The organism is Micromonospora sp. NPDC050695, assembly GCF_040654415.1.
Lineage (GTDB): Bacteria > Actinomycetota > Actinomycetes > Mycobacteriales > Micromonosporaceae > Micromonospora.
The window spans coordinates 39,854-63,017 of record NZ_JBFAHZ010000021.1 but is presented as its reverse complement, the minus strand read 5'-3'; the positions used below and the strand labels follow the sequence as shown (position 1 = coordinate 63,017).

Below are 23,164 nucleotides of genomic sequence, written 5' to 3'. Positions count from 1 at the left end.
GACGCGTGCGCGCCGGTCAGCCCACGAAGGGCGGTACGCCGATCTCGCCCCGGGCCACCGCCATCACCTGGCCGGAGACGGTAGCGCCGACCACCACGCCACCTGCCGCGGTGACCGTGCAGGCCAGCTCGGACGGACGGTTCACCTCCACACCCTGGCGGACCACGTACTCCGACGTCCCCTCGCCGGGCAGCAGGCCACTCGCCACCAGCCAGACACCGAGGCCGAGCGCCGCCGAGCCGGTCGCCGGGTCCTCCGGTACGCCGAGCCCCGGCACGAAGACCCGGGCGTGCGCGGTTTGCGTGGCGGCGTCCCAGGAGAAGACGCTGACGTGCGCCACCCCGTACCGCTCCGCCACCGCCGGGTTCAGCCGTGCCCGGGCGACCGCCTCCGGCCGCACCGGCAGGTAGGGGAACTCGAGCCCACATCCGGCCACCCGGGGTGCGGGGCCGGCGTGGTCGTCCGCGCCCAGCCCGGCGATCTCCAGCAACGGCTCCGCGTCCAACTCGGGGCCGAGGGTGGGGGTGCCGCCGGTCAGCGTCGCGCCGGACGCCGTCACCTCGATCGGCAGCACCCCGGCACCACACTCCTGGGTGATCTGCCCCACACCGAACATTCCGCGCCGGCTCGCGGTCACCGCCGCGCCGACGCTGGGGTGCCCGGCGAACGGCAACTCCTCCACCGGAGTGAAGATCCGCGCCCGGTAGGTGGCACCGACCTGCGTCGGAGGCAGCACGAACACCGTCTCGGAGAGGTTGAACTCCAGCGCGAGCGTCTGCATCTGCTCGGTCGCCAGCGCCTCCGCGCCGAACACCACGGCCAGCGGGTTGCCGGCGAACGGGCGGTCGGTGAAGACGTCCACGATCTCGTACGCCAAGGTCGACATGTTGATAAACACTAGGCGCTTAGGCTGGTGCCCGTGAGCACGCCGACCCGGGTCTACATCGCCCGCCTCGCCGGAGTCGCCGTCTTCGATCCGAACGGCGACCAGGTGGGCCGTGTTCGGGACGCCGTGGCCCGGCTCCGGGCCACCAAGCGTCCACCGGAAGTGGTGGGCCTCGTCGCCGAGATGCCGATGCGTCGACGGATCTTCCTGTCCATCAACCGGATCACGTCCATCGACCCGGACGCCGTGGTGCTCGGCTCCGGCACCCTCAACCTGCGCCGGTTCGAGAAGCGTCCCAACGAGCTGCTCGTGCTCCAGGAGCTGCTGGACCGGCGGGTGCAGCTCGAACCGGGCGGCCAGCCCGGCGCGGTGGTGGACGTCGCGATGGAGTGCAGCCGGGGCGGTGAGTGGGCACTCAGCCGGGTCGCGGTCCGCGAGCAGACCGGCCGGCTCACCCGCCGCGGCCACCTGCACCAGGTCGAATGGGACCGGGTGCGCGGGCTCAGCGGCATCGCCGACAACCGGGGTACGGCGAACCTGCTCGCCGTGCTCGAGGACATGCGCCCGGCCGACCTGGCCAACGCCCTGCAGGACCTGCCGGACGCACGACGCAACGAGGTCGCCGCGGCACTGAACGACGAACGGTTGGCCGACGTGCTCAGCGAGCTGCCGGAACACGACCAGGTGGAGATCCTCGCCGCCCTGGACCGGGAGCGGGCCGCCGACGTCCTCGAGGAGATGGACCCGGACGACGCCGCCGACCTGCTCAACGAGCTGCCCCCGCCCGAGCAGGACGTCCTGCTGGACCTGATGGAGCCGGACGAGGCGGACCCGGTGCGTCAGCTGCTCAAGTACACGCCGGGCACGGCGGGCAGCGTGATGACCTCGGAGCCGGTCATCCTGCCGCCGGACGCCACCGTCGCCGAGGCGCTCGCCCGGATCCGGGAGCCGCAGCTGTCCCCCGCCGTCGCCGCCCAGGTCTTCGTGACCCGCGCCCCGCAGAACACCCCGACGGGCCGCTACCTGGGCATGGTGCACTTCCAGGCGCTGCTGCGCGAACCACCGGCCGACCTGCTGGGCAAGGTGGTGGTCAACGACATCGACCCGCTGCGCCCCACCACTCCACTGCCGGAGATCACCCGCCGGATGGCCACGTACGACCTGGTCGCCATGCCGGTGATCGACCGGAACAACCGGCTGGTCGGCGCCGTGACGGTGGACGACGTGCTGGACCACTCGCTGCCCCGGGACTGGCGGGACCGGGACACCCTGACCGCCGCGGGTGCCTCCGACGCGGCGCTGGACGGCACGGATGGCTGACCAGCGGCGGGCCGAGCGGCTGGACCAGCCGCGCGAGCCCCGAGGCGTCAAGCTGCCCCGGTTCGACGCGGAGGCGTTCGGCCGGTGGTCGGAGGGCATCGCCCGGGGCATGGGCACCGCGAACTTCATCGTGGTCATGACGGTGGTCATCACGATCTGGTTCGTCTGGAACACTCTCGCACCGGCGAATCTGCGCTTCGACCCGTACACCTTCACGTTCCTCACGTTGGTGCTGTCGTTGCAGGCCAGCTACGCGGCGCCGCTGATCCTGCTGGCACAGAACCGGCAGGCCGACCGGGACCGGGTCGCGTTGGAGGAGGACCGGCGGCGGGCCACCGCGCAGAAGGCGGACACCGAGTACCTGGCCCGGGAGATCGCCGCGCTGCGGATCGCGCTGGGCGAGGTCGCCACCCGCGACTTCCTCCGCTCCGAGCTGACCCGGCTGGCCGAGGAGCTGGACGAGGCGGGGCAGCGCCGGCAGCGGCTGGAGCGCCGCCAGGTGGAGAAGGAGGGCCGGCAGGAGCGGCGCGCCCAGCGGGCGACCGACGGTGTGGGGCTGGACGAGCCGCGCGACGACCTGGACGGCGACCTCACCCACGACGCCCGGCCGGACGGCACCGGCCCGCGCCGGTCGGAGGGTTGACCACGGGGTCATCGATTGGCTCACACCGCCGCGGGCAGCGGCGGCAGCGGATGCCTCGCGACGTAGCATTGCGGGCATGTCAGCACCCGTCAGCACCGTCGAGGACGCGATCCAGGCCGCCCTGGCCACCGTCAACGACCCGGAGATCCGCCGGCCCATCACCGAGCTGGGCATGGTCCGCTCGGCCACGATCGCCGACAACGGGGTCGTACGGGTCGAGCTGCTGCTCACCGTCGCCGGCTGCCCGCTGAAGGACAAGCTGCGGACGGACATCACCGTCGCGGTCGCCGCGGTGCCCGGGGTGACCGGAGTGGAGATCGACTTCGGTGTGATGACGCCGGAGCAGCGGCAGTCGTTGCAGTCGCAGCTGCGCGGTGGCGGCGGCGAGGAGCCGGTCATCCCGTTCGCCCAGCCCGGCTCCCGGACCCGGGTGTACGCGGTGGCCAGCGGCAAGGGTGGCGTCGGCAAGTCCAGCGTGACGGTCAACCTGGCGGCGGCGCTCGCCGCCCGTGGGCTGTCCGTGGGTGTGGTCGACGCGGACATCTACGGCCACTCGGTGCCCCGGATGCTCGGTGCGGACGCCCGCCCCACCCGCGTCGAGGACATGATCATGCCGCCGCAGTCGCACGGCGTGAAGGTGATCTCGATCGGCATGTTCACCTCCGGCAACGCCGCCGTGGTGTGGCGTGGCCCGATGCTGCACCGGGCGTTGCAGCAGTTCCTCGCCGACGTCTACTGGGGCGACCTGGACGTGCTCCTGCTGGACCTGCCGCCGGGCACCGGCGACGTGGCCATCTCGCTGGCCCAGCTGCTGCCCAACTCGGAGATCCTGGTGGTCACCACCCCGCAGGCCGCCGCCGCCGAGGTGGCCGAGCGGGCCGGCGCGATCGCCCTGCAGACCCACCAGCGGGTCGTCGGTGTCATCGAGAACATGTCCTGGCTGGAACTGCCGGACGGCTCCCGGATGGAGATCTTCGGTGCCGGCGGTGGCGCGGCGGTCGCCGAGTCGCTGACCCGGACCATCGGCGCGCAGGTGCCGCTGCTCGGGCAGATCCCCCTGGACACCCGCGTCCGGGAAGCCGGGGACGCCGGCAACCCGATCGTGCTGGCCGAGCCGGAGTCGCCGGCCGCACAGGCGCTCGGCACGATCGCCGACCGGCTGGCGCTGCGCCGCGAGTCGCTGCTCGGCAAGCCGCTCGGCCTCAAGCCCGCCGGGCGCTGAGCACCACGATCGACGACGCCCCGCCGGCCACTCGGGCCTGCGGGGCGCGATCGTCTCCGTGCCGGGTCGCTCAGGTGGCGTCGTCGTAGCTGGCCCGGGGGGCCGGTGCCGAGGGGGCACCGGTGGCCGTGCCGGACCGGGTGCCGTTCGACCGCGGGTCCACGGCGTTGGCCACGTCCTTCAGCTCGTTGTGTACGCCACTGACGTCGGCGCGCAGATTGTCGTAGACGCCCTGCATCGGCTTGCGGATCGCCGCCTCGTCCTCCTCGCTGAGGAGGTGCTTGCGGATGAACGCCTTCGGGTGCAGGTCTTCGAGCTGAATGTCGGTGCCCAGCTCGCGGCTCAGGTCGCCGGTGGCGTTGCGGGCCATGTTGCGCAGGTTGCGCACCATCCGCAAACCGTCATTGATCACGGCGGGCAACCGGTCACCAAAGATCAACAGCGCCAGGAGCAGCAGCGCCCCGACTTCCCACATGTTCAGATTCTCGAACATCCCGCGGGCCTCCTCTCGGCGTCAGCAGCAAGACTACGCACGTGAGACGGCTTTCGGGCAGGGGGTGGGCCGCTGTTCACTTCGCATCCGCGGCGAGGGTGACCGACGTGCTCTGCCGGTCGGCGCCGCGCCGGAACTCGACGGTCACCACCGAGCCGGGCGCGAACTTGCGGACCAGGGCGATCAGGTCGGTCGGTTCGGTCATCGGCCGGCCGTTGAGCTTGAGGATCACGTCGCCGACCCGCAGCCCGGCACCGGCCGCCGGCCCGGACGGCTCGACGGCCGCCAGCCGTACGCCGCCGCCGGCACCCGCCCCCGGCCCGCCCACCTGGGCGCCGATCACCGTACGCCGGGCCTTGCCGGTGCCGATGATGTCCTGGGTCACCCGCTTGGCCTGGTTGATCGGGATGGCGAACGCGAGGCCGATGTTGCCGGCCTCCTGGCCCTCGGCGACCAGCGACTTGATCGTGGAGTTCACCCCGACCACCCGCCCGGCGCCGTCGACCAGCGGGCCACCCGAGTTGCCGTGGTTGACCGCCGCGTCGGTCTGGATCGCCGCGTAGTAGCGCACCGGCCCACCCGGCTCGCCGGCCTGCATCGTCCGGTCGAGGGCGCTCACGATGCCGGCGGTGACCGTGTTGGCCAGCGAGAGCGGCGAGCCCACGGCGAGCACCGGGTCACCGACAGCCAGCGCGTCGGAGTTGCCGAACTCCACCGGCCGCAGACCCGTCCGGCTCACCTTGATCACCGCGATGTCCGACTCCGGGTCCTGACCGACCACGGTCGCGGGCGCGGTGCTGCCGTCGTTGAAGATCACCGAAGCCTTGCCACTGCCGCCGGCCAGCACGTGGTCGTTGGTGATCACGTGGCCGTCGGCGCTGGCGATGAAACCGGAACCCTCACTGGTGCCGCCGAGACTGCTCACCCGCACCGTGACCACGCTGGGCAGGACACGTTCGGCGACCCCGGCCAGTGACTCCGGTTTGCGCTGGGCCAGTGCGGGCGGCTGGGCCGGCTCAGCTCCGAGGACCGTCGCGGCAGCCCCAGCACGCACCGCGAACGCGTAACCGAGCGCACCGCCGAGGGCACCTGCCAGCAGGGCGGTGATCACCGGGATGAGCAGCAGGTGACGCAACATCGGACGACCAGGTGCGTCCGGGTCGCTGACCGGCTCCGGCTCGGTGCCGGCCGCCACCGTCGCGGGCACCACCACCGCGACCGGGGCAGCCGGATCCCGCCAGGGGTCGGCGAGAGCGTCCGACCACCAGGGCGACGGGCCGGCGGTCGACCCGGCCGGTGCCGGTGACCCGGCGTACGGGGCGGCCGCCACCGGTGGCGGGCCCCCTGCCGCCGGTACGCCGTCCGGCGACGCCACGGGCGCGCTGCCGGCCCCCGGCGTGCCTGGTGGCCCCGCAGGCGGTACCCCTGCCCCGGGCGGTCGCGCCGGTGCCGGAGTCTCACCGCCCCGGCGCCAGTCCCAGCCGTCGGTCACGTCGGTGCCTCCCAGTCCGTCCCCGGATCCCGCGCCGCGTCGCCCGGCCACGGTCCGGTGTGGGCGCGGCTGACGGGATACCGCCTCCAGGATTGCACGGATGCGCGCGGTGGAGTCAGCGGTTGCCCCCGGTGATCGCGTACGACGGAAGCCGCGGCTGCGCCGCGCGACGGTCGCCTCTACGCTCACAGTGCCAACCCGCCCCCGCACCACGCACCGCCCCCGGAGGTGCCCCATCGCCACGGTCGCCGGTTCCGGCAATTCGACGACCCAGGCTCAGCAGTTCGCCGAGTCGTACGTCACCGAGGATCTCGTCCTGCGTACCGCCCGCAGCCTGGCCCACGAGGTGGGCCTCGACGCGGTCACCCCCGGCGCTGGCGCGGCGCTGCGTCTGCTGGCCGCGGCCGGCAACGCCCGGGCGGTGGTGGAGATCGGCACCGGCACCGGCGTGAGCGGTGTGTGGCTGCTGCGCGGCATGCGCGCCGACGGGGTGCTCACCACCATCGACGTGGAGGTGGAGCACCAGCGGATCGCCCGGCGGATCTTCGCCGAGGCGGGCTTCGCCGCGGGCCGCACCCGGATCATCACCGGACGCGCCCTGGACGTGCTCCCCCGGCTCGCCGACGGCGCGTACGACCTCGTCTTCGTGGACGCCGAGGCGACCGGCTTCCACGCCTGCGTGGAGGCCGCGCTGCGACTGCTGCGCCCGGGAGGCGTGCTCGCGCTCAACGGCATGCTGGCCGGTGGCCGGATCGCCGACCCGGCCGCCCGGGACGCCGAGACGGTGACCGTCCGCGAGACGATCAAGGCGATCCGGGAGTCGGAGCACTGGATCCCGGCGCTGCTCCCGGTCGGGCACGGGGTGCTCGCCGCGGTGAAGTGCTGACCGGCGTCAGTCGACGCTGGCCAGCCAGCGCAGCAGCCAGCGCACGCCCCAGCCGGTCGCGCCGCGGCTGACCTCGGCCTGGTCGCCGTCCGCCCAGGACGGGGCCGACATGTCCAGGTGCAGCCAGCGGTCCCGTAGTTCGCCGGTGAACTCACGCAGGTAGAGCGCCGCCAGCACCGACCCGGCACCCTGGGCGGGCGCGCTGTACAGGTCGGCGACCTCGCTGCCCAGGTATTCCACGTAGTCGGTGTGCAGCGGCATCCGCCACGCCGACTCGCCGGCCGCCTCGGCCGCCGCCAACACGCCGGCGGCCAGGTCGTCGTTCTCGGTGTAGAGGGCGGCGGTGCGCTTGCCCAGGGCCACGGCGTTGGCGCCGGTGAGCGTGGCCAGATCGAGCAGGAGGTCCGGCTTGAGCTGCTGCACCGCGTACGCCAGCGCGTCGGCGAGGACCAGCCGGCCCTCGGCGTCGGAGTTGGTCGTCTCGCTGGTCGTGCCGCCGTAGTGCCGCACGACGTCGCCGGGGCGGAACGCCGAGCCGCTGACCATGTTCTCGGCGAGCGGGGCCAGCGTGGTGACCCGGACCGGCAGCCGCAGCGTGGCGGCGCCGAGGGTGGCCGCGACGACCGCCGCCGCGCCGGCCATGTCCTTGCGCATCAGCTTCATCGCCGGGACCGGCTTGATCGAGATGCCGCCGGTGTCGAAGGTGATGCCCTTGCCGATCAGCACCACGTGGGCACGTGCGTCGGCCGGGTGCCAGTCCAGTTCGACCAGGCGGGGGCCGCTCGCCGAGCCGCCGCCCACGGCGAGGATCCCGCCGAAGCCCTCGGCGGCCAGTTCGGCCGGGCCACGGACCCGCAGGCGCAGGTCGGGGAGGTCGGCCGCGGCGGTCGCCACCTGCTCGGCGAACCACTGCGGGTTCTTCACCGAGGAGGGCATGTTGGTCAGGTCGCGGGCGAGGTGGGTCATCGCCGCGGTCGTCCGGGCCGTGGCGAGGGTCGCCTCGTACCCGGCCGGGTCGGTGAGCAGCAGGTCGATGCCGTCGAGTGCGGGGAGCGTGTCGCCGGCCTCGGTGAGCCGGAACCGGTACGAGGCGAGCAGCAGCCCCTCGGCCAGCCCACGGACGGTCACCGGGGTCGCCTCGGCCGGAAGCGCGATAGTGATGTGCGTCTCATCGGAGGCGGAGCGGGCCAGAGCCGCGCCGGCGGCCCGCCAGGCCGCCTCGTCGCCGTCGCCGATGCCGAGCAGCAGCAGACGCCCGGGGGTGCGCCCGGGGCGGAGCTGGGTGCGGATCTCGCCGGCCCGACCGGTCAGCCGGGCCACCGGCGTCAGCGCGGCGGCCTCGTCGGCGGTGCCGTCCGGGGGTGCCACGGCGGTCGGCACCGGCTCGGCCGACTCCGCACCCCCGGGGGCCTGGCCGGCCGGGCGGACGGGCAGGACGAGCACGTCGAGCTGGTCGGATTCGGTGACGAGTCGGATGTCGAGCACGCGGAACCGCACCTCCAGGAAAGTGTCGCGGAGCGGCGCGGACCGGGCCGCCCGGTCCGCGCCGATGAAGACCCTGAGCCACCGGCGATACCGGTGGCTCAGGGTCTGGGGAACGTTCCGGGCGGAGTACACCGCCCGGAGCACTCCTCACTCAGCCGGCGGCTGCCTTCAACGCGTCACCGAGCGCGTTGGCCTCGTCGGGAGTCATCTCGACGACGAGCCGGCCACCGCCCTCCAGCGGGACCCGCATGACGATGCCCCGACCCTCCTTGGTGACTTCCAGCGGACCGTCGCCCGTCCGCGGCTTCATCGCCGCCATGTTGTCTCCCCTCAGACCTACACCAGGGTCGGTGGGTTGCCCCACAGCCACTTCGTCACGACCACCCGCAACCGTCGCGGGGGTGTCGACCAACGATTTTCCCTGATGAACACCGCCGGACCCAAACCGGAGCAGCATTGATGTAACAGCATCTAGCTTATCTTGAGAAGGCCTGTCACAATGTGCGGTCATGCAGGCACGGTCGGCACTCTTCGACCTGTACGGCGACCACCTCCGACCGAGAGGTGGCCGGGCACCGGTCGCCGCCCTGGTCAAGCTACTGGCGCCGTTGGGAATTGCACCGCCGGCCGTTCGCACCGCCGTGTCCCGGATGGTGCGTCAGGGCTGGCTCGACCCGCTCCGCCTGGCCTCCGGACCGGGATATTCGATCACGCCAAAAGCTGCCCGACGACTGGACGAGGCCGCGGCCCGAATCTACCGAACCGGCCGGGTCACCTGGGACGGCCGGTTCGATCTGCTCGTCCTGGAGGCGCCGGGCTCCCGGCGGGACCGGCAGCGGCTCGCCGCCACCCTGAGCTTCCTCGGCTACGGCACCCTCGACGAACAGACCTGGGTGGCCACCCGGCCCGCCGAGGACGTCGACCTGCTGCTCGCCGAGGCCGGCATCCGGTTCGAGCGGTTCACCGCCTCGCACTACTCCGGCACACCCGGGGCGATGGGCGTGGTCCGGCGGGCCTGGAACCTCACCGAGATCGGCCGCGCCTACGAACGCTTCGTCGCCGACCAGCGTCCACTGCTCGCCGCGGTCACCGTGCGCAGCAGCGACGAGGAGGCGTACGCGGCCCGGTTCCGGCTGGTGCACGCGTGGCGTACCTTCCTGTTCCGGGACCCGCAGCTGCCCCCGGCGCTGCTGCCCGAGCGCTGGCCCGGCACCGCCGCCGCCAGCTTCTTCGACCGGCACGCGGCCCGCCTGCGTCCGGCCGCCGACCGGTATGTCGAGCAGTGCCTCGACGCCGGCAACCGCATCGTCCGACAGAAGGGTCGTTAGACACGTGACCGAGCCGTTGCTCGTCGACCGGACCGACGCCGTCGTCACCCTCACGCTGAACCGGCCGAACGCGATGAACGCGCTCGACGTGGCGCTGAAGGAGGCGCTGCGGGACGCCCTGGCGGAGCTGGAGACCGACCGGTCCTGCCGGGCGGTCGTCCTCGCCGGCGCGGGCGGGTCGTTCAGCGCCGGTCAGGATCTGCGCGAGCACGTGTCGACGCTGGAGAACAGCTCCGCCGACCCGCTGGGCACCGTGCGGGCGCACTACAACCCGATCGCCGCCCGGCTGGCCAACCTGCCCAAGCCGGTCGTCGCCGCCGTCCGCGGCATGGCCGCCGGAGCGGGCGCCTCCCTGGCGTTCCTCGCCGACATCCGCATCGGCGGTCCGAGCACCAGCTTCCTGATGGCCTTCGCCAAGGTGGGCCTCGCCGCCGACACCGGCGCCTCCTGGACACTGCCCCGGCTCGTCGGCCACGCCAAGGCGGTGGAGCTGCTGATGCTCGCCGAGCCGGTCCGCGCGGAGGAGGCCTGCCGGCTGGGCCTGCTCAACCGGCTGATGGACGACGACGAGAAGGTGCTGCCGGCCGCGCAGGAGCTGGCCGCCCGCCTCGCCGCCGGCCCCACCGTCGCGTACGGGGCGATCAAGCGGCAGCTCTCCATCGCCAATGCCGGCACCCTCGCCGACGCCCTGGCGGCCGAGGCGCAGGCACAGTCGATCTGCGGCGCCACCGATGACCACCGGGCGGCCACCCTCGCCTTCGTCGCCAAGCAGAAACCGGTCTTCGAGGGACACTGAACGCGATTCGCACCTCGGCCTTACCGTCCTCGAACACGCCCCGCCTAGCGTCGGTCCCATGAGCGATCGTGAAGCGGTGGCGCACCTGCTGCGCCGGGCCACCTTCGGGCCGACCGCCGACGAGGTGGACGCGGCCGAGCGGGCCGGGGCGGCGGCAACGCTGGACCGGCTGCTGGCCCCGGGCCGGGCCGACCGGGGTGCGGCCGCCACCCCGCCGCCGGCGCTGCCCGCCGACCCGTACGCCGCGCTGACCAAGGAGTCCACCCGCGAACAGCGGCAGAAGGCCAACGCGGAGCGCCGCAAGCAGCTCCAGCAGGTCACCGAGTGGTGGCTGGACCGGATGGTGGCCGCCGAGGACGGGCTGACCGAGAAGTTGGTCTTCTTCTGGCACGGGCACTGGGCCACCAGCGCCCAGAAGGTCAAGTCGGCACGGGTGATGCAGGGCCAGTTGGAGACGCTGCGCCGGCACGGTCGCGGGCCGTTCGGTCCGCTGGTCGCCGCGATGGTGCGCGACCCGGCCCTGATCATCTGGTTGGACGGGCAGAAGAACACCCGCAAGGCGCCGAACGAGAACCTGGCCCGCGAGCTGATGGAGCTGTTCACGCTCGGCATCGGCACCTACACCGAGGCCGACGTGAAGGCCGGCGCGCGGGCGTTGACCGGCTGGACGGTGGACCGCGGCACCGGCACCGCCCGTTTCGAGGCACGCCGGCACGACCCCGGGGAGAAGACGATCCTCGGGCACAGCGGCCGGTTCGACGCCGAGGCGTACGCCGGGCTGCTGGCCGCCGAGCCGGCGACCGCGACGTTCGTGGCCGGGCGGCTCTGGTTCCGGTACGCCGGCACCGACGTTCCGGCGCCGGACGGCCTGGCCGGCACGGACACCACCACGACGCTCCGGGCGATCTTCTCCGCGCCGGCCTTCGCCCAGACCCGGGGCACCCTGGTCAAGCAGCCGGTCGAGTGGATGGTCGGCGCGCTGCGGCAACTCGGCATCCGCCCCTCCGCCCTCCCCGAGCAGCAGCGCAAGCAACTGCTGGGCGGCCTGAACGCGCTGGACCAGGTGCCGCTGCGCCCACCCAGCGTGGGCGGCTGGCCGGCCGGGGCCGCCTGGCTGACCACCTCGTCGTTGCAGGCCCGGCTCCGGCTGGCCGGGATGCTCGCCGCCGCCACCGCGCCGGCGGTGCTGGCCCGGCTGACCGCCGCGCCCGCCGCCGGCCGGCCGGACGCGCTGGCCCGGCTGCTGGTCGTCGACGGGTGGGGTGCCCGCACCCGGGCCGCGCTCACCCCGCTGGCCGGCGAGCCCCGCAAGCTGCTGGCCGCCGGCCTGATCAGTCCCGAATACACCGTCAGCTGAGCGGAGGAGTCGAGAGATGGACACCCTGACCCGACGGAGGTTCCTGCTCACCAGCGGAGTGGTCGGCGCGGGCGCGCTGGCCGCCGGAGCCGGCGCGTACAGCCTGCGGGACCTGCTGGACACCGCCGGCGACCGCGACCCGCAGTCGCACACCCTGGTGCTGGTCACCCTGTACGGCGGCAACGACGGCCTGAACACCGTCATCCCGTACGGCGACCCGGCCTACCGGGCGGCCCGTCCCGAGCTGGCGTACCCGGACAACGAGGTACGACGGCTGGACGACGACTTCGGGCTCAACCCGGCCCTGGAGGGCCTGCACCAGCGGTGGTCCCAGGGCGGGCTGGCGATCGTGCGCGGCGTCGGCTACCCGAAGCCGGACCGCAGCCACTTCCGGTCGATGGACATCTGGCACACCGCGCAGCCGGACCGGCCGGGCACCACCGGCTGGCTGGGTCGCTGGCTGGACGGGGCGGGCGGCGACCCCCGGCTGGCGGTCTCCTTCGAACCGGCCCTGCCGCCACTCCTGGCCGGGGCGCGAAGCGCGGGCGCCGCGGTGCCGGTGGCCGACCGCAAGGCCGCCAAGGGGCTGTCGGCGGAGACGCTGAAGGCGTTCGAAGCGGCCGAGCCGGGTGAATCCGCCGCGCGGGCCCGGGCCGCCGCCTGCTTCGCCGACCTGCGGTCGGTGGACGACATGATCCGCCAGGTGCGGGACTCCGCCGAGCAGGACACGGCGGACCCGGACGGCGAGCAGGCGCCCGCGACGGCCACCGGCGGGGCGCGGACACCACTGGACGCGCAGCTGGACCTGGTCGCCCAGTGTGTCGAGGCCGGAGTGTCCACCCGGGTCTTCTCGGTGTCGCTGGGCGGCTTCGACACACACGCCGACGAGAAGCAGTTGCAGGCCGTCCTGCTGGGGCAGCTGGACCGGGCGTTGACCGGGTTCGCCGACCGGATGGGTCGCACCGACGCCGGTCGCAAGGTGGTGGTTGCGGTCTACTCCGAGTTCGGCCGACGCGTCCGGGCCAACGCCTCGGACGGCACCGACCACGGCACCGCGTCGGACGTGCTGCTGCTCGGCGCGGGCGTGCACGGCGGCTGGCACGGCGAGGCGCCCAGCCTCACCGACCTCGACGACGGCGACCTGAAATACACCACCGACTTCCGGGACGTCTACGCCACGCTGCTGGAACGGGTGCTGGACACCGACCCGGGCCCGGTGCTCGCCGACTGGCGGGGACGCGTCGACAAGCTGTTCTAGTCGTCCTCTTCCGGGTCCTGGTTGGCCTGCTCGCCCAGCACGAACGCCTGCATGGCCAGCTCGTCGCCGGACGGTGACACGAACGCGGGCAGCTCGCGAGGGCCCAACTCCTGCACGTACGACCAGAACAGGCGCACCGCCTCGGCCGGCGTGCCGGCCTCGATCGGCAGGTCGAGGCTGACCAGCCAGGTGCGCCGCGCCGGGGGCGGGCCGAGCCGGTCGGCCAACGCCCGGAAGGCCGCCGGGTCCAGTGCGGTGACCGGCCCGTCGAGGGTGAGCAGGTCGGCCGGCACCGGCTCGTCGAAGGCCCGCCGGGTGTACGCGACGACGAGCGTCCCCGGCTCGACCGGGGACTGCGGATCGTCCGGGTCCTCGGAGTGCCGCTGGGCCGGCGCCGTGACCCGGCCGAGCGCCACCAGCCTGGTCGGCGCGTCGGCGAGCACCGCCACCCGGTCACCCGACGTCGGCCGGCCGACGTCGGTCAGCCCGGTCAACTCCAGCGTGTCGTGGTGCACGAGCCGCTCGGCCTCGTACCGCTCGGCGGGCAACAGCACCGCCCAGGTGCCCGCTCCGTCGGCGTTGCCGGCCGGGCCGGCCCGGTACGCGGTCTCGGTCGTCATGCCTGCCATCCCATCATGTCGGCGGTCAGAGGGTGACGTGACAGCCGACGATGTGATCGTCGACCATCCCGGTGGCCTGCATGAGCGCGTACGCGGTGGTGGGACCGACGAACCGGAAGCCCCGTTTCTTGAGGGCCTTGGCCATCGCCGTCGACTCCGGGGTGATCGGGGCCAGCTCGGCGAACGAGGCGGGGCGGGCCGGCCGCTGCTCCGGCGCGAAGGACCAGAGCAGCGTGGACAGGCCCTCGGGCAGCTCCAGTGCCGCGCGGGCGTTGGCGATCGCCGCCTCGATCTTGGCCCGGTTGCGGACGATGCCGGCGTCGGCGAGCAGGCGGGTCACGTCGGTGTCGTCGTATCCGGCGACGGTCGGGATGTGGAACTCGTCGAAGGCCAGCCGGAACGCCGGGCGCTTACGCAGGATGGTCAGCCAGGACAGGCCGGACTGGAACGCCTCCAGGGTCATCCGCTCGTAGAGCGCGTCGTCGCCACGCAGCGGCCGCCCCCACTCGGTGTCGTGGTAGACGGCGTAGTCCGGGGTGCTCGCCCCCCAGGCGCAGCGGGCCAGCCCGTCGGCGCCGATCACCAGGTCAGTCACCTCGCACACGCTAGGCCATCGCACCGACAGCCCATTGCCACCGGAGTACGCGTCGGCCGCCCGGGACCTGCGGTCCGCGGTGAGCTGGCGGCACCGCGCCGGGCACCTGTTCCGGGCGCCGGGCTGGCAGCCGGCACCGGGCGTGGTCAGGGCAACCGGCCCTGCTCGACCAGACGGGCGAACCTCTTCAGCGCCTGGGTGAGGCTGACCTTGGACCCGGGCCACAGCACCGGCCACGCCAACCGGCCGGCCCGACCGCCGGGCAGGTGGAACCACTCGTGCCAGACCACCTGTGTGCGGTTGCGGTCCAGTTGGGTGCAGCGCAGCACACCCGGCCCGCGCAGCAGTTGACCGCAGTGCACCACACCGATCTCGTACGGCTCGTCGACCCGGACCACGCGCATCTCGTCGCGCAGCACCGCCGGGCCGAGCGACGTCACGGCCTCGATCCGGCTGCCCTCCCGCCCGTCGCCCTCGACGACCCGTACCCGGGTGAAGGGGATCCAGTCGGACTGCCGCTCCCAGGCGAGCAGCGCCGCGAAGACCCGCTCGGCCGGGGCGTCGACGATCACGGTGGCGGTCACCTCGCCGGCACCGGGTTGGGCCGCCTCGCGGAGATCGTCGGTGCCGTCCGGGCCGGTCACGCCGACTCCGACCGGACAGCCGCCCCGTTCCTGCTGGTGTCGTCGTCGGCCGGGGCCACGCCGTCGGCGTCCGCCGCCGAGGAGGTGGCGTCGGCCGGGCCGGTCACGCCGGACGAAGCCGGCGGCGCCGACACGGGCTCGGCGTCGTCGACCGGTGCCACGCCGTCGGCGTCCGCCGGCGACGAGGTGGCGTCGGGCTGCTCGACAGCGCCGGCCGAGCCGACCGCCGCCGCGCCGTCGGCCCGTGGCGCGTCCGTCGCCACGCCGGTCGGCTGCTCGGCCACGTCGGTCGACCGCTCGGCGGCGCTGGCCGACTGCTCGCGGGCCTGGCGCAGCGCGTCCGCGTCGGCGGTACGGCCCGCACGCAACGCGATGACCTCCGCCTCCAGCACCCCGATCAGCTCCGACTTGTAGCCGATGTCGTACGCCGCACGACGCATCGCCTGGTCGACCTGGGCCATCCGGTACCCGCGCAACCCGGTGTCGAAACGGACCGCGCCCACATCGGATTCGCGCAGTGGCCGGGTGCCTGGCAACGGCACGGCCTGCGAATCGGGCTCGACCGGCACCAGGCCGGGATCACGGCCGCTGACCAGCACCGTCACGCCGAACACCACCGCCGCGACGGTCAACGCCACGACCAGGAGGAGCAGAAGCTGACCCATGTACTGATCGTGGCACGGCGGCCGGCCGGTAGCGACCCCACCACCCCGATCACGAGTCGTGGTCGACGGCGCGCTGCGCTGCGGTCGACCGACCGGCTAGCGTCGGGACCGGCCGACGCGGGCGGCGACGGTGCGGACTCTCAGGAGGCGGGCATGGCCGGGGCGCTGCGGCTGGGTGGGCGGACGTTCGCCCCGGACGAGCTGGTGGTGATGGCGATCGTCAACCGCACACCGGACTCGTTCTTCGACCGGGGTGCCACCTTCGCCGCCGACAGCGCGCTGCGCGCGGTTGAGCGGGCGGTGGACGAGGGCGCGGCGATCATCGACATCGGCGGGGTGAAGGCCGGCCCGGGCGCCGAGGTGGACGTCGCGGAGGAGATCCGGCGCACGGTGGACACCATCGCCGCCGTCCGGGCCGCGTTCCCGGAGGTGGTGATCTCGATCGACACCTGGCGCGCCGAGGTGGCGACGGAGGCCGTGGCCGCCGGCGCGGACCTGCTCAACGACACCTGGTCGGGTGCCGACCCGGCGCTGGCTCGGGTGGCCGCGCAGACCGGCGCGGGCCTGGTCTGCTCGCACGCCGGCGGGCTGGTCCCGCGGACCCGCCCGCACCGGGCCGCGTTCGACGACGTGGTGGCCGACGTGGTCGCGACGGTGACCGGGCTCGCCGAGGGCGCGGTGGCGGCGGGGGTACGCCCCGACGGCATCCTCATCGACCCGGCGCACGACTTCGGCAAGAACACCCGGCACTCGCTGGAGATCACCCGTCGGCTGGACGAGCTGACCGGGACCGGCTGGCCGGTGCTGGTGGCGCTCTCCAACAAGGACTTCATCGGCGAGACGCTCGACCTGCCGGTGACCGAACGGTTGGAGGGGACGCTCGCCGCCACGGCGGTCTCCGCCTGGCTGGGAGCCCGGGTGTTCCGCGCCCACCAGGTCGGGCCCACCCGGCGGGTGCTGGACATGGTCGCCTCGATCCGCGGCGACCGCCCACCCGCGGCGACCCGGCGGGGTCTCGCCTGACCGGTCGTCGGCGTGACCGACCGCGAACGGCCGGACGGTCCGGCACGATCGCCGGAGGGCGCGGCGGTCAGGTCCAGCGCAGGATGTTCCTACGCCAGGCGTAGAGGATGCCGAGCGCGAGCACCGCCACGAACACCGCCATCTCCACCACCGTGACCAGGCCGAAGCCCGGGCGGTCGAAGACCACCGCCCACGGAAAGAGGAACACCGCCTCGACCGCGAACAGCACGTACAGATAGGCGTAGACGTAGTAGCGGATCTGCATCTGCGCCCAGTCCGCGCCGACGGGATCGAGCCCGCACTCGTAGCTGGTCCGCTTGCCGGGCGGGTCGGCCGGACGCGCGGGACGTAACACCCGGTTGGCCGAGAACGCCACAACAAAGAACAGGACGCTGGCGAGCAGCAGGAGCCCGAGCGTCGCGTACGAGCCCAGGTAACCGGTCACGTCCGGGAGCCTACCGCCCGCCCGGAGCGACCGTCCCAAACACGTTACGTATTTGTTTCCGGATGGGACTAGTGCACTGGGGCAACTGTTACCGAACATTGGACTCCCACCCATGTCACCGGAGGACAGATGGCCCGCGTGAAGGTTTCGCCCGATCGCCGGGCTGCGGGGCGACGTCCCACGCCCCTGCTGGCGACCTCGCTGGCGCTCGGCCTGCTGGCCGCGCTCGCCGTGGCACCGGCATGGGCCAGCGCGGCGGTCCCGCACGCGTACCCGGCTGCGGTGGCGACCGACCCGGTGAGCGAACCCGAGACGGATCCGGATCCCGAGACCACACCCGCCGAGGAGCCCACCCCGACCGAGGAGCCGGGCGACGGCACCCCGCCGACCGAGCCGGCCCCGGAGACCACCGCGCCACCGCCGGAGACGACGCCGGCGGCACCGCCGACGACCCCGGACGTACCCCCGGTGCCGACGACCAACGCCCCCGCGCCGGGCGGCACGAACGGCCCGCCCACCCCCTGGCCTCCGGTGCCACCGGTACCCCCGGTCCATCCACCGGCACCGGGTGCGCCGGTGCCGCCGCCGAGCCCGCTCGGCGTGCAGGTCACCACCGAGGACGTCACCCTCGGCGGTGCGTACTGGAACGCGGCCAGCACGGCCGCCGCGTTGCGCGTCACGGTGGCCAACACCGGCACCACCGCGCAGCGGGTGCGGCTCTCCTACACCCTGCCCGCCGGCCTCACCGACACCGGGACGAAGGGATGCACCGCCGTCGGTGGCGGCACCTACCGGTGCGGGGCCTGGATGGCCGAGGCGGGCGCGCGGTTCAGCAGCGTGGTCCGGTTGCAGGTGACCGGCGACGCGTGGAAGCAGATGCCGCTCAGCGGCTCCGTCCAGGTCGCCGCGGACGCGCCGGGGATGACCGGCGAGGCGGTCGACAACCAGGGGTTCGCGGTGCTCTTCCCGCCCGGCCCGCCGGTGCCCGGGATCTCGCTCGCCGCCGACGAGGTGACCTTCGACATCAGTGGCGCGGCCAGCACCCTCGGGGTCCGGCTGGGCAACACCGGCACGGTGGACGCCGCCGGCGGGATCGAGGTGGTCCTGCCGCCCGGGGTGAGCGTGCCGACCCCACCGGCCGGCTGCGTGGCGGTCGACCCGACGCGGGTGCGGTGTGACGCCGGCACGGTGCCGGCGGGCGAGACCGCGGAACTGCGACTGCCGGTGGAGGCCACCCCGCAGGCCCAGCGCGAAGCGCCGCTGTCCGGCGCGGTCATCGGCAGACTCGACCCGCGCAGCGGGCCGACGCGGCAGGTGCAGATGAGCTTCCGAATCACCGCGGCGGCCGCACTGGCCACGCCGGTGTCGCCGCCCGCACCGACCGGCTCGCAGGGCGTACTCGCCGCCGGGTCCGCGACCGACGACGGCGGGATGTCCTCGGTGCAGCGCACCGCGATCATCCTGATCGCGGTCTCCGCGCTGCTGGTGGTGCTGGCCCTCACGCTCGCCACCACCTCGCTGCGGCGCCGGCTCAGCGACCCGGCGCCCGAGCCGAGCACCGCGCCCACCGACTGACGGGCGTCGACCGGCGCGCGACATCCAGGTGATCTGGATTACGGCGTGCCGGGCGAAACACCGCAATACTTCCCAACTACCTTCCGATTGCGGTCCCAGACGGCGGACCTCCGGGGAGGGTCGGGGGTCTGTTCGACGTAGGCTCTCAGGTGAGGAACGACAGCGGCCGGACCAGCCTGGGGCGGTGCGGTGCGAGGTTGCGTCAAGGAGGTCCCGTGGCCGGGCAGAGCGAGGTCACCATCATGTCGCGAACGAAGGTGGCACAGTGACCAAGCAGATCCGTCAACTCGACCGAGTGGTCATCCGGTTCGCCGGTGACTCCGGTGACGGCATGCAGCTGACCGGCGACCGGTTCACCTCGGAGACGGCGCAGCTCGGCAACGACATCTCCACGCTGCCCAACTTCCCCGCCGAGATCCGGGCCCCCGCCGGCACCCTGCCCGGCGTGTCGAGCTTCCAGGTGCACTTCGCCGACTACGACATCCTCACCCCGGGCGACGCGCCCAACGTGCTGGTGGCGATGAACCCGGCGGCCCTCAAGGCCAACCTGGCCGACCTGCCGCGCGGCGCGGACATCATCGTCAACACCGACGAGTTCACCAAGCGCAACCTGGCCAAGGTCGGTTACCAGAGCAGCCCGCTCGACGACGACACGTTGGCCGGCTACGTCGTGCACCCGGTGGCGCTGACGTCGATGACGGTCGGCGCGCTCGCCGCCCACGAGGTGTCCAAGAAGGACGCCGAGCGGTCGAAGAACATGTTCGCCCTCGGCCTGCTCTCCTGGATGTACTCCCGGCCGTACGAGTCGACGCTGCGCTTCCTGGAGCGCAAGTTCGCGGCCCGTCCGGAGCTGGTCGCGGCGAACGTGGCCGCGTTCACGGCCGGCTGGAACTTCGGCGAGACCACCGAGGACTTCGCGGTCCGCTACGAGGTCAAGCCGGCGAAGATGCAGCCGGGCACCTACCGCAACATCACCGGCAACGCGGCGCTCTCGCTGGGCCTGGTCGCCGCCGGGGTCCGCTCCGGGCTGCCGGTCTTCCTGGGCGCGTACCCGATCACGCCGGCGTCGGACATCCTGCACGAGTTGAGCAAGCACAAGCGTTTCGGTGTGCTCACCATGCAGGCCGAGGACGAGATCGCGGCCGTCGGCGCGGCGCTGGGCGCGTCGTACGGCGGGTCGCTGGGTGTGACCACCACCAGCGGCCCGGGTGTGGCGCTCAAGAGCGAGACGATCTCCCTGGCGGTGGCCCTGGAGCTGCCACTGGTGATCGTGGACGTGCAGCGCGCCGGCCCGTCGACCGGCATGCCGACCAAGACCGAGCAGGCCGACCTCAACATGGCGCTCTACGGCCGGCACGGCGAGGCGCCGGTCGCGGTGATCGCGCCCCGGTCACCGTCGGACTGCTTCTTCGCCGCGCTGGAGGCGGCCCGGATCGCGCTGACCTACCGCACGCCGGTGATCCTGCTGTCCGACAACTACGTCGCCAACGGCTCCGAGCCGTGGCTGCTGCCCGACGTGGAGTCGCTGCCCGACCTGCGGGTCGAGTTCGCCACCGAGCCCAACGGCGACGACGGCACCACCTTCCTGCCGTACCTGCGCGACCCGGAGACCCTGGCCCGCCCGTGGGCGATCCCCGGCACGGCGGGGCTGGAGCACCGCATCGGCGGTCTGGAGAAGGCCGACAAGACCGGTGACATCTCCTACGATCCGGCCAACCACGACTTCATGGTGCGCACCCGGGCCGCCCGCATCGAGACGATCCGAGTGCCGGACATCGAGGTGGAGGACCCGGACGGCGACGCCCGGGTGCTGGTCCTCGGTTGGGGCTCGACGTACGGGCCGATCGGCGCGGCGTGCCGCGGTGTGCGCCAGCGCGGCCTGTCCATCGCCCAGGCGCACCTGCGGCACCTGGCGCCGATGCCGGCCAACCTCGGTGAGGTGCTGCGCTCCTACGACAAGGTGGTCATCCCGGAGATGAACCTGGGCCAGCTCGCCCACGTCATCCGGGCCCGCTACCTGGTCGACGCGATCAGCTACAACCAGGTCCGCGGCCTGCCGTTCACGGCCGCCGAGCTGGAGACGACGCTGGAAGAGGTCCTGAAGAATGTCTGAGCCCGTCGCTCTCAAGCTCACCGCCAAGGACTTCAAGTCCGACCAGGAGGTGCGCTGGTGCCCCGGCTGCGGTGACTACGCGATCCTGGCGGCGATCCAGCAGTTCATGCCGGAGTTGAACATCCCCCGGGAACGGACCGTCTTCGTCTCCGGGATCGGCTGCTCGTCGCGCTTCCCGTACTACATGAACACGTACGGCATGCACTCGATCCACGGGCGCGCCCCGGCGATCGCGACGGGCCTGTCGGTGTCCCGGCCGGACCTGTCGGTCTGGGTGGTCACCGGCGACGGTGACGCCCTCTCCATCGGCGGCAACCACCTGATCCACGCGTTGCGGCGCAACGTCAACCTCAAGATCCTGCTGTTCAACAACCGGATCTACGGCCTGACCAAGGGTCAGTACTCGCCCACCTCCGAGGTCGGCAAGGTCACCAAGTCGACCCCGGCCGGCTCGGCGGACGCTCCGTTCAACCCGCTCTCGCTCGCCCTCGGCGCCGAGGCGAGCTTCGTCGGCCGGACCATCGACTCCGACCGCAAGCACCTGCAGTCGGTGCTGCGCGCCGCCGCCCAACACGAGGGCTCGGCGTTCGTGGAGATCTACCAAAACTGCAACATCTTCAACGACGGGGCGTTCGAGCAGCTCAAGGACCCGTCCACCCGGGACGACTACCTGATCCGCCTGGAGCACGGCCAGCCGATCACCTTCGGGGCGGACGGGCGGTTCTGCGTGGTGCACCCGCCCGGCGGCTTCGGCCTGGAGGTCCGGGAGACCAGCACGGTCCGGCCGGAGGAGATCGTCGTGCACGACGCGACGGTGGCCGACCCCGCGTACGCGTTCGCGCTGTCCCGGCTGCCCGGCCTGGACCTGCGCAACACCCCGATCGGGGTGTTCCGCTCGGTGGACCGGCCGTCGTACGACAGCGTGGTGCAGAGCCAGCTCGCCGCCGCGAAGGCGACGGTCACCGAGACCCCGGAGCAGCAGCTCGCCGGCCTGCTGGGCAGCGGCGACACCTGGACGATCATCTGATCCGTACGCACTGACGAGAGCGGCCGTCCCCGGACACGGGGACGGCCGCTCTCGTCGTACCGGCTGTTCAGCGCTGGGCGGAGGCCGGCGTCCAGAGGTTGTCGATCTCCTTCTCGGCCGCCGCGAGGCTCGCCTCGTGCAGCGGGATCAGCTCGGCCATCGCCGGCACCGAGGGTGCCAGGGTCAGCTCGGCGCTGATGAAGCGCGGCTGCATGCCGGTCATCGACAGGCCGTGCGGCAGCCACGGCTCGGCGTGGTCCCAGCCGTAGCGCGGGGTGCCCTCGCCGTAGCCGCCACCCCGGGTGGCCAGTACGACGAACTCGCGGCCGCCGAGCAGGCCCTCCTGCGTCGTCGGGTCGTACGCCAGCCCGGGGACGATCAGGTGGTCGACCCAGGACTTGACGCTGCTGGGCGCGCCGAAGTTGTAGAGCGGCAGCCCGAGCAGCACCACGTCGGCCTGCTTCACCTCGTCGACCAGACGCTCGCTGAGCTCCCAGGACTCGCGCTGCGCCGGCGTGTGCTGGTCCGGGGGTGTCATCCGGGCCAGTCCGCCGTCCGCGTCCAGGTGCGGCAGCGGTTCGGCACCCAGGTCACGGTAGGTGACCGTGCCGTCCGGGTGGGCCGCACGCCAGGTGGCGACGGCGCGGGCGGTGAGCCGCCGGCTGACCGACCAGTCGCCGCGGATGCTCGAGTCGATATGCAGCAAGTTCATTATTCCTCCTCCAGGAATCGTCTGTGAAGCACCAACTATTTATAGCAGGCAGATGTTCCGTGGGCTCGGTAGACTGGGTCACATGTCCGCCCCGCCCCTGGAGCCCTCGGAGCACCGCTCCGGGGCACTGCTGGACCACCTGGCCCGGCGGATGCGACTACGGGCGGAGTCGGTACTGGCGCCGCTGGGCCTGCGACCTCGACACCTGGTCGCGCTCACGGTGCTGCGCGCCGGCGGTGGCACCAGCCAGCAGGCGCTCGCCACCACCCTGGAGATGGACAGCACCAACATCGTCGGGCTGCTCAACGACCTGGAAGCGAAGCAGCTGATCGAGCGCCGCCGGTCGCCGCAGGACCGCCGACGGCACGTCGTCGAACTCACCGACGATGGGGCGAAAAGCCTCAAAGAGGCCGAATGTGCCCTCGCGAGCGCCGAGGACGAGGTGCTGGGGGCGTTGGGGCCAGCCGAGCGGGAGACGCTCTACGAGCTGCTCCGGCGGGCCGCCACCACGCAGGTCACCTGCACCGAGACGATCTGCGGCACGGACACCGACATCGACGCCTGCTGACGCCGCCGCGT

At 73.0% G+C, this 23,164-nt stretch carries 24 protein-coding genes; 13 read left to right on the top strand and 11 right to left on the bottom strand.

All coding sequences use genetic code 11. The features are described from left to right. Positions 1-16: 16 nt before the first annotated feature. Entirely contained in the window at positions 17-886 is an 870-nt protein-coding gene (locus AB0H52_RS18035) for a PhzF family phenazine biosynthesis protein (protein ID WP_357948655.1), read from the bottom strand. 33 nt (positions 887-919) lie between these two features. Between AB0H52_RS18035 and AB0H52_RS18030 the strand changes: the two genes are divergently transcribed. From AB0H52_RS18030 to AB0H52_RS18020, 3 genes are all read left to right on the top strand, one after another. Beyond that, complete coding sequence (locus tag AB0H52_RS18030; protein WP_278124450.1) at positions 920-2,206, top strand: CBS domain-containing protein; 1,287 nt, start codon at positions 920-922, stop codon at positions 2,204-2,206. Continuing rightward, entirely contained in the window at positions 2,199-2,849 is a 651-nt protein-coding gene (locus AB0H52_RS18025; RefSeq protein WP_151489558.1) for a DUF1003 domain-containing protein, read from the top strand. Before AB0H52_RS18030 ends, AB0H52_RS18025 begins: the two co-directional genes overlap by 8 nt. A 76-nt stretch (positions 2,850-2,925) precedes the next feature. Further along, positions 2,926-4,071 carry an Mrp/NBP35 family ATP-binding protein gene (locus tag AB0H52_RS18020; protein ID WP_151489559.1) on the top strand — a complete coding sequence of 382 codons (1,146 nt, stop codon included), beginning with the start codon at positions 2,926-2,928 and terminating at the stop codon, positions 4,069-4,071. A gap of 70 nt (positions 4,072-4,141) precedes the next feature. On the opposite strand, the gene AB0H52_RS18015 is transcribed toward AB0H52_RS18020, so the two are convergent. Then, positions 4,142-4,564: a preprotein translocase subunit TatB gene (locus AB0H52_RS18015; protein WP_151489560.1), complete on the bottom strand. Its 423-nt coding sequence runs from the start codon at positions 4,562-4,564 to the stop codon at positions 4,142-4,144. Between the two features lie 76 nt (positions 4,565-4,640). Next, entirely contained in the window at positions 4,641-6,071 is a 1,431-nt protein-coding gene (locus AB0H52_RS18010; RefSeq protein ID WP_357948703.1) for a trypsin-like peptidase domain-containing protein, read from the bottom strand. A 220-nt stretch (positions 6,072-6,291) separates the two neighbouring features. Here AB0H52_RS18010 and AB0H52_RS18005 point away from each other — a divergent pair, with 220 nt between their 5' ends. After that, complete coding sequence (locus tag AB0H52_RS18005; RefSeq protein ID WP_225854397.1) at positions 6,292-6,942, top strand: O-methyltransferase; 651 nt, start codon at positions 6,292-6,294, stop codon at positions 6,940-6,942. 6 nt (positions 6,943-6,948) lie between these two features. On the opposite strand, the gene AB0H52_RS18000 is transcribed toward AB0H52_RS18005, so the two are convergent. Together AB0H52_RS18000 and AB0H52_RS17995 are read right to left on the bottom strand one after the other, a co-directional pair. Continuing rightward, a complete protein-coding gene (locus AB0H52_RS18000; RefSeq protein ID WP_151489573.1) occupies positions 6,949-8,427 on the bottom strand; it encodes a leucyl aminopeptidase family protein in 1,479 nt (492 codons plus the stop codon). A gap of 151 nt (positions 8,428-8,578) precedes the next feature. Continuing rightward, positions 8,579-8,746: a DUF3117 domain-containing protein gene (locus AB0H52_RS17995; protein WP_007455245.1), complete on the bottom strand. Its 168-nt coding sequence runs from the start codon at positions 8,744-8,746 to the stop codon at positions 8,579-8,581. A gap of 190 nt (positions 8,747-8,936) precedes the next feature. Here AB0H52_RS17995 and AB0H52_RS17990 point away from each other — a divergent pair, with 190 nt between their 5' ends. Genes AB0H52_RS17990 through AB0H52_RS17975 form a run of 4 tightly spaced genes read left to right on the top strand, consistent with a single transcriptional unit; the run spans position 8,937 to position 13,166 of the window. Continuing rightward, entirely contained in the window at positions 8,937-9,755 is an 819-nt protein-coding gene (locus AB0H52_RS17990) for a PaaX family transcriptional regulator C-terminal domain-containing protein (RefSeq protein ID WP_151489561.1), read from the top strand. A 4-nt stretch (positions 9,756-9,759) separates the two neighbouring features. Continuing rightward, a complete protein-coding gene (locus AB0H52_RS17985) occupies positions 9,760-10,551 on the top strand; it encodes an enoyl-CoA hydratase-related protein (RefSeq protein WP_151489562.1) in 792 nt (263 codons plus the stop codon). A 58-nt stretch (positions 10,552-10,609) separates the two neighbouring features. After that, positions 10,610-11,908 (top strand): DUF1800 domain-containing protein, encoded by a 1,299-nt coding sequence (locus AB0H52_RS17980; RefSeq protein WP_357948650.1) that lies wholly within the window; start codon positions 10,610-10,612, stop codon positions 11,906-11,908. Between the two features lie 16 nt (positions 11,909-11,924). Continuing rightward, a complete protein-coding gene (locus AB0H52_RS17975) occupies positions 11,925-13,166 on the top strand; it encodes a DUF1501 domain-containing protein (RefSeq protein ID WP_151489564.1) in 1,242 nt (413 codons plus the stop codon). Here AB0H52_RS17975 and AB0H52_RS17970 read toward each other — a convergent pair. The 4 genes from AB0H52_RS17970 to AB0H52_RS17955 all read right to left on the bottom strand — a co-directional run bounded on the left by AB0H52_RS17970 (position 13,163) and on the right by AB0H52_RS17955 (position 15,690). After that, positions 13,163-13,786, bottom strand: a complete 624-nt coding sequence (locus tag AB0H52_RS17970) for a hypothetical protein (protein ID WP_151489565.1) — start codon at positions 13,784-13,786, stop codon at positions 13,163-13,165. The two genes, AB0H52_RS17975 and AB0H52_RS17970, sit on opposite strands and share 4 nt — an antisense overlap. Positions 13,787-13,811: 25 nt before the next feature. After that, positions 13,812-14,381, bottom strand: a complete 570-nt coding sequence (locus AB0H52_RS17965; RefSeq protein ID WP_151489566.1) for a DNA-3-methyladenine glycosylase I — start codon at positions 14,379-14,381, stop codon at positions 13,812-13,814. Between the two features lie 146 nt (positions 14,382-14,527). Continuing rightward, positions 14,528-15,025, bottom strand: a complete 498-nt coding sequence (locus tag AB0H52_RS17960) for an SRPBCC family protein (protein ID WP_151489567.1) — start codon at positions 15,023-15,025, stop codon at positions 14,528-14,530. Beyond that, positions 15,022-15,690, bottom strand: a complete 669-nt coding sequence (locus tag AB0H52_RS17955; RefSeq protein WP_357948645.1) for a DivIVA domain-containing protein — start codon at positions 15,688-15,690, stop codon at positions 15,022-15,024. The genes AB0H52_RS17960 and AB0H52_RS17955 overlap by 4 nt, the downstream gene beginning before the upstream one ends. 153 nt (positions 15,691-15,843) lie before the next feature. Here AB0H52_RS17955 and folP point away from each other — a divergent pair, with 153 nt between their 5' ends. After that, on the top strand, positions 15,844-16,713 hold the full coding sequence (folP, locus tag AB0H52_RS17950) for a dihydropteroate synthase (protein ID WP_151489569.1): 870 nt from the start codon (positions 15,844-15,846) through the stop codon (positions 16,711-16,713). A gap of 67 nt (positions 16,714-16,780) precedes the next feature. Here folP and ndhC read toward each other — a convergent pair whose 3' ends face one another. Further along, positions 16,781-17,158 (bottom strand): NADH-quinone oxidoreductase subunit A, encoded by a 378-nt coding sequence (gene ndhC / locus AB0H52_RS17945; RefSeq protein ID WP_139587019.1) that lies wholly within the window; start codon positions 17,156-17,158, stop codon positions 16,781-16,783. Positions 17,159-17,287: 129 nt separating this feature from the next. Between ndhC and AB0H52_RS17940 the strand changes: the two genes are divergently transcribed. From AB0H52_RS17940 to AB0H52_RS17930, 3 genes are all read left to right on the top strand, one after another. Continuing rightward, a complete protein-coding gene (locus AB0H52_RS17940; protein WP_357948642.1) occupies positions 17,288-18,733 on the top strand; it encodes a hypothetical protein in 1,446 nt (481 codons plus the stop codon). A 265-nt stretch (positions 18,734-18,998) separates the two neighbouring features. Then, entirely contained in the window at positions 18,999-20,846 is a 1,848-nt protein-coding gene (locus AB0H52_RS17935; RefSeq protein ID WP_151492587.1) for a 2-oxoacid:acceptor oxidoreductase subunit alpha, read from the top strand. After that, positions 20,839-21,873, top strand: a complete 1,035-nt coding sequence (locus AB0H52_RS17930) for a 2-oxoacid:ferredoxin oxidoreductase subunit beta (RefSeq protein ID WP_151492586.1) — start codon at positions 20,839-20,841, stop codon at positions 21,871-21,873. Before AB0H52_RS17935 ends, AB0H52_RS17930 begins: the two co-directional genes overlap by 8 nt. A gap of 67 nt (positions 21,874-21,940) precedes the next feature. Here the strand turns inward: AB0H52_RS17930 and AB0H52_RS17925 are convergent, their stop codons facing one another. After that, on the bottom strand, positions 21,941-22,585 hold the full coding sequence (locus AB0H52_RS17925; protein WP_225854779.1) for an NAD(P)H-dependent oxidoreductase: 645 nt from the start codon (positions 22,583-22,585) through the stop codon (positions 21,941-21,943). An 82-nt stretch (positions 22,586-22,667) separates the two neighbouring features. Here AB0H52_RS17925 and AB0H52_RS17920 point away from each other — a divergent pair, with 82 nt between their 5' ends. Next, the gene (locus AB0H52_RS17920) at positions 22,668-23,153 is read left to right on the top strand and encodes a MarR family winged helix-turn-helix transcriptional regulator (RefSeq protein WP_192580466.1); all 486 of its coding nucleotides are present in this window, start codon (positions 22,668-22,670) and stop codon (positions 23,151-23,153) included. The last annotated feature ends 11 nt before the right edge of the window (positions 23,154-23,164 follow it).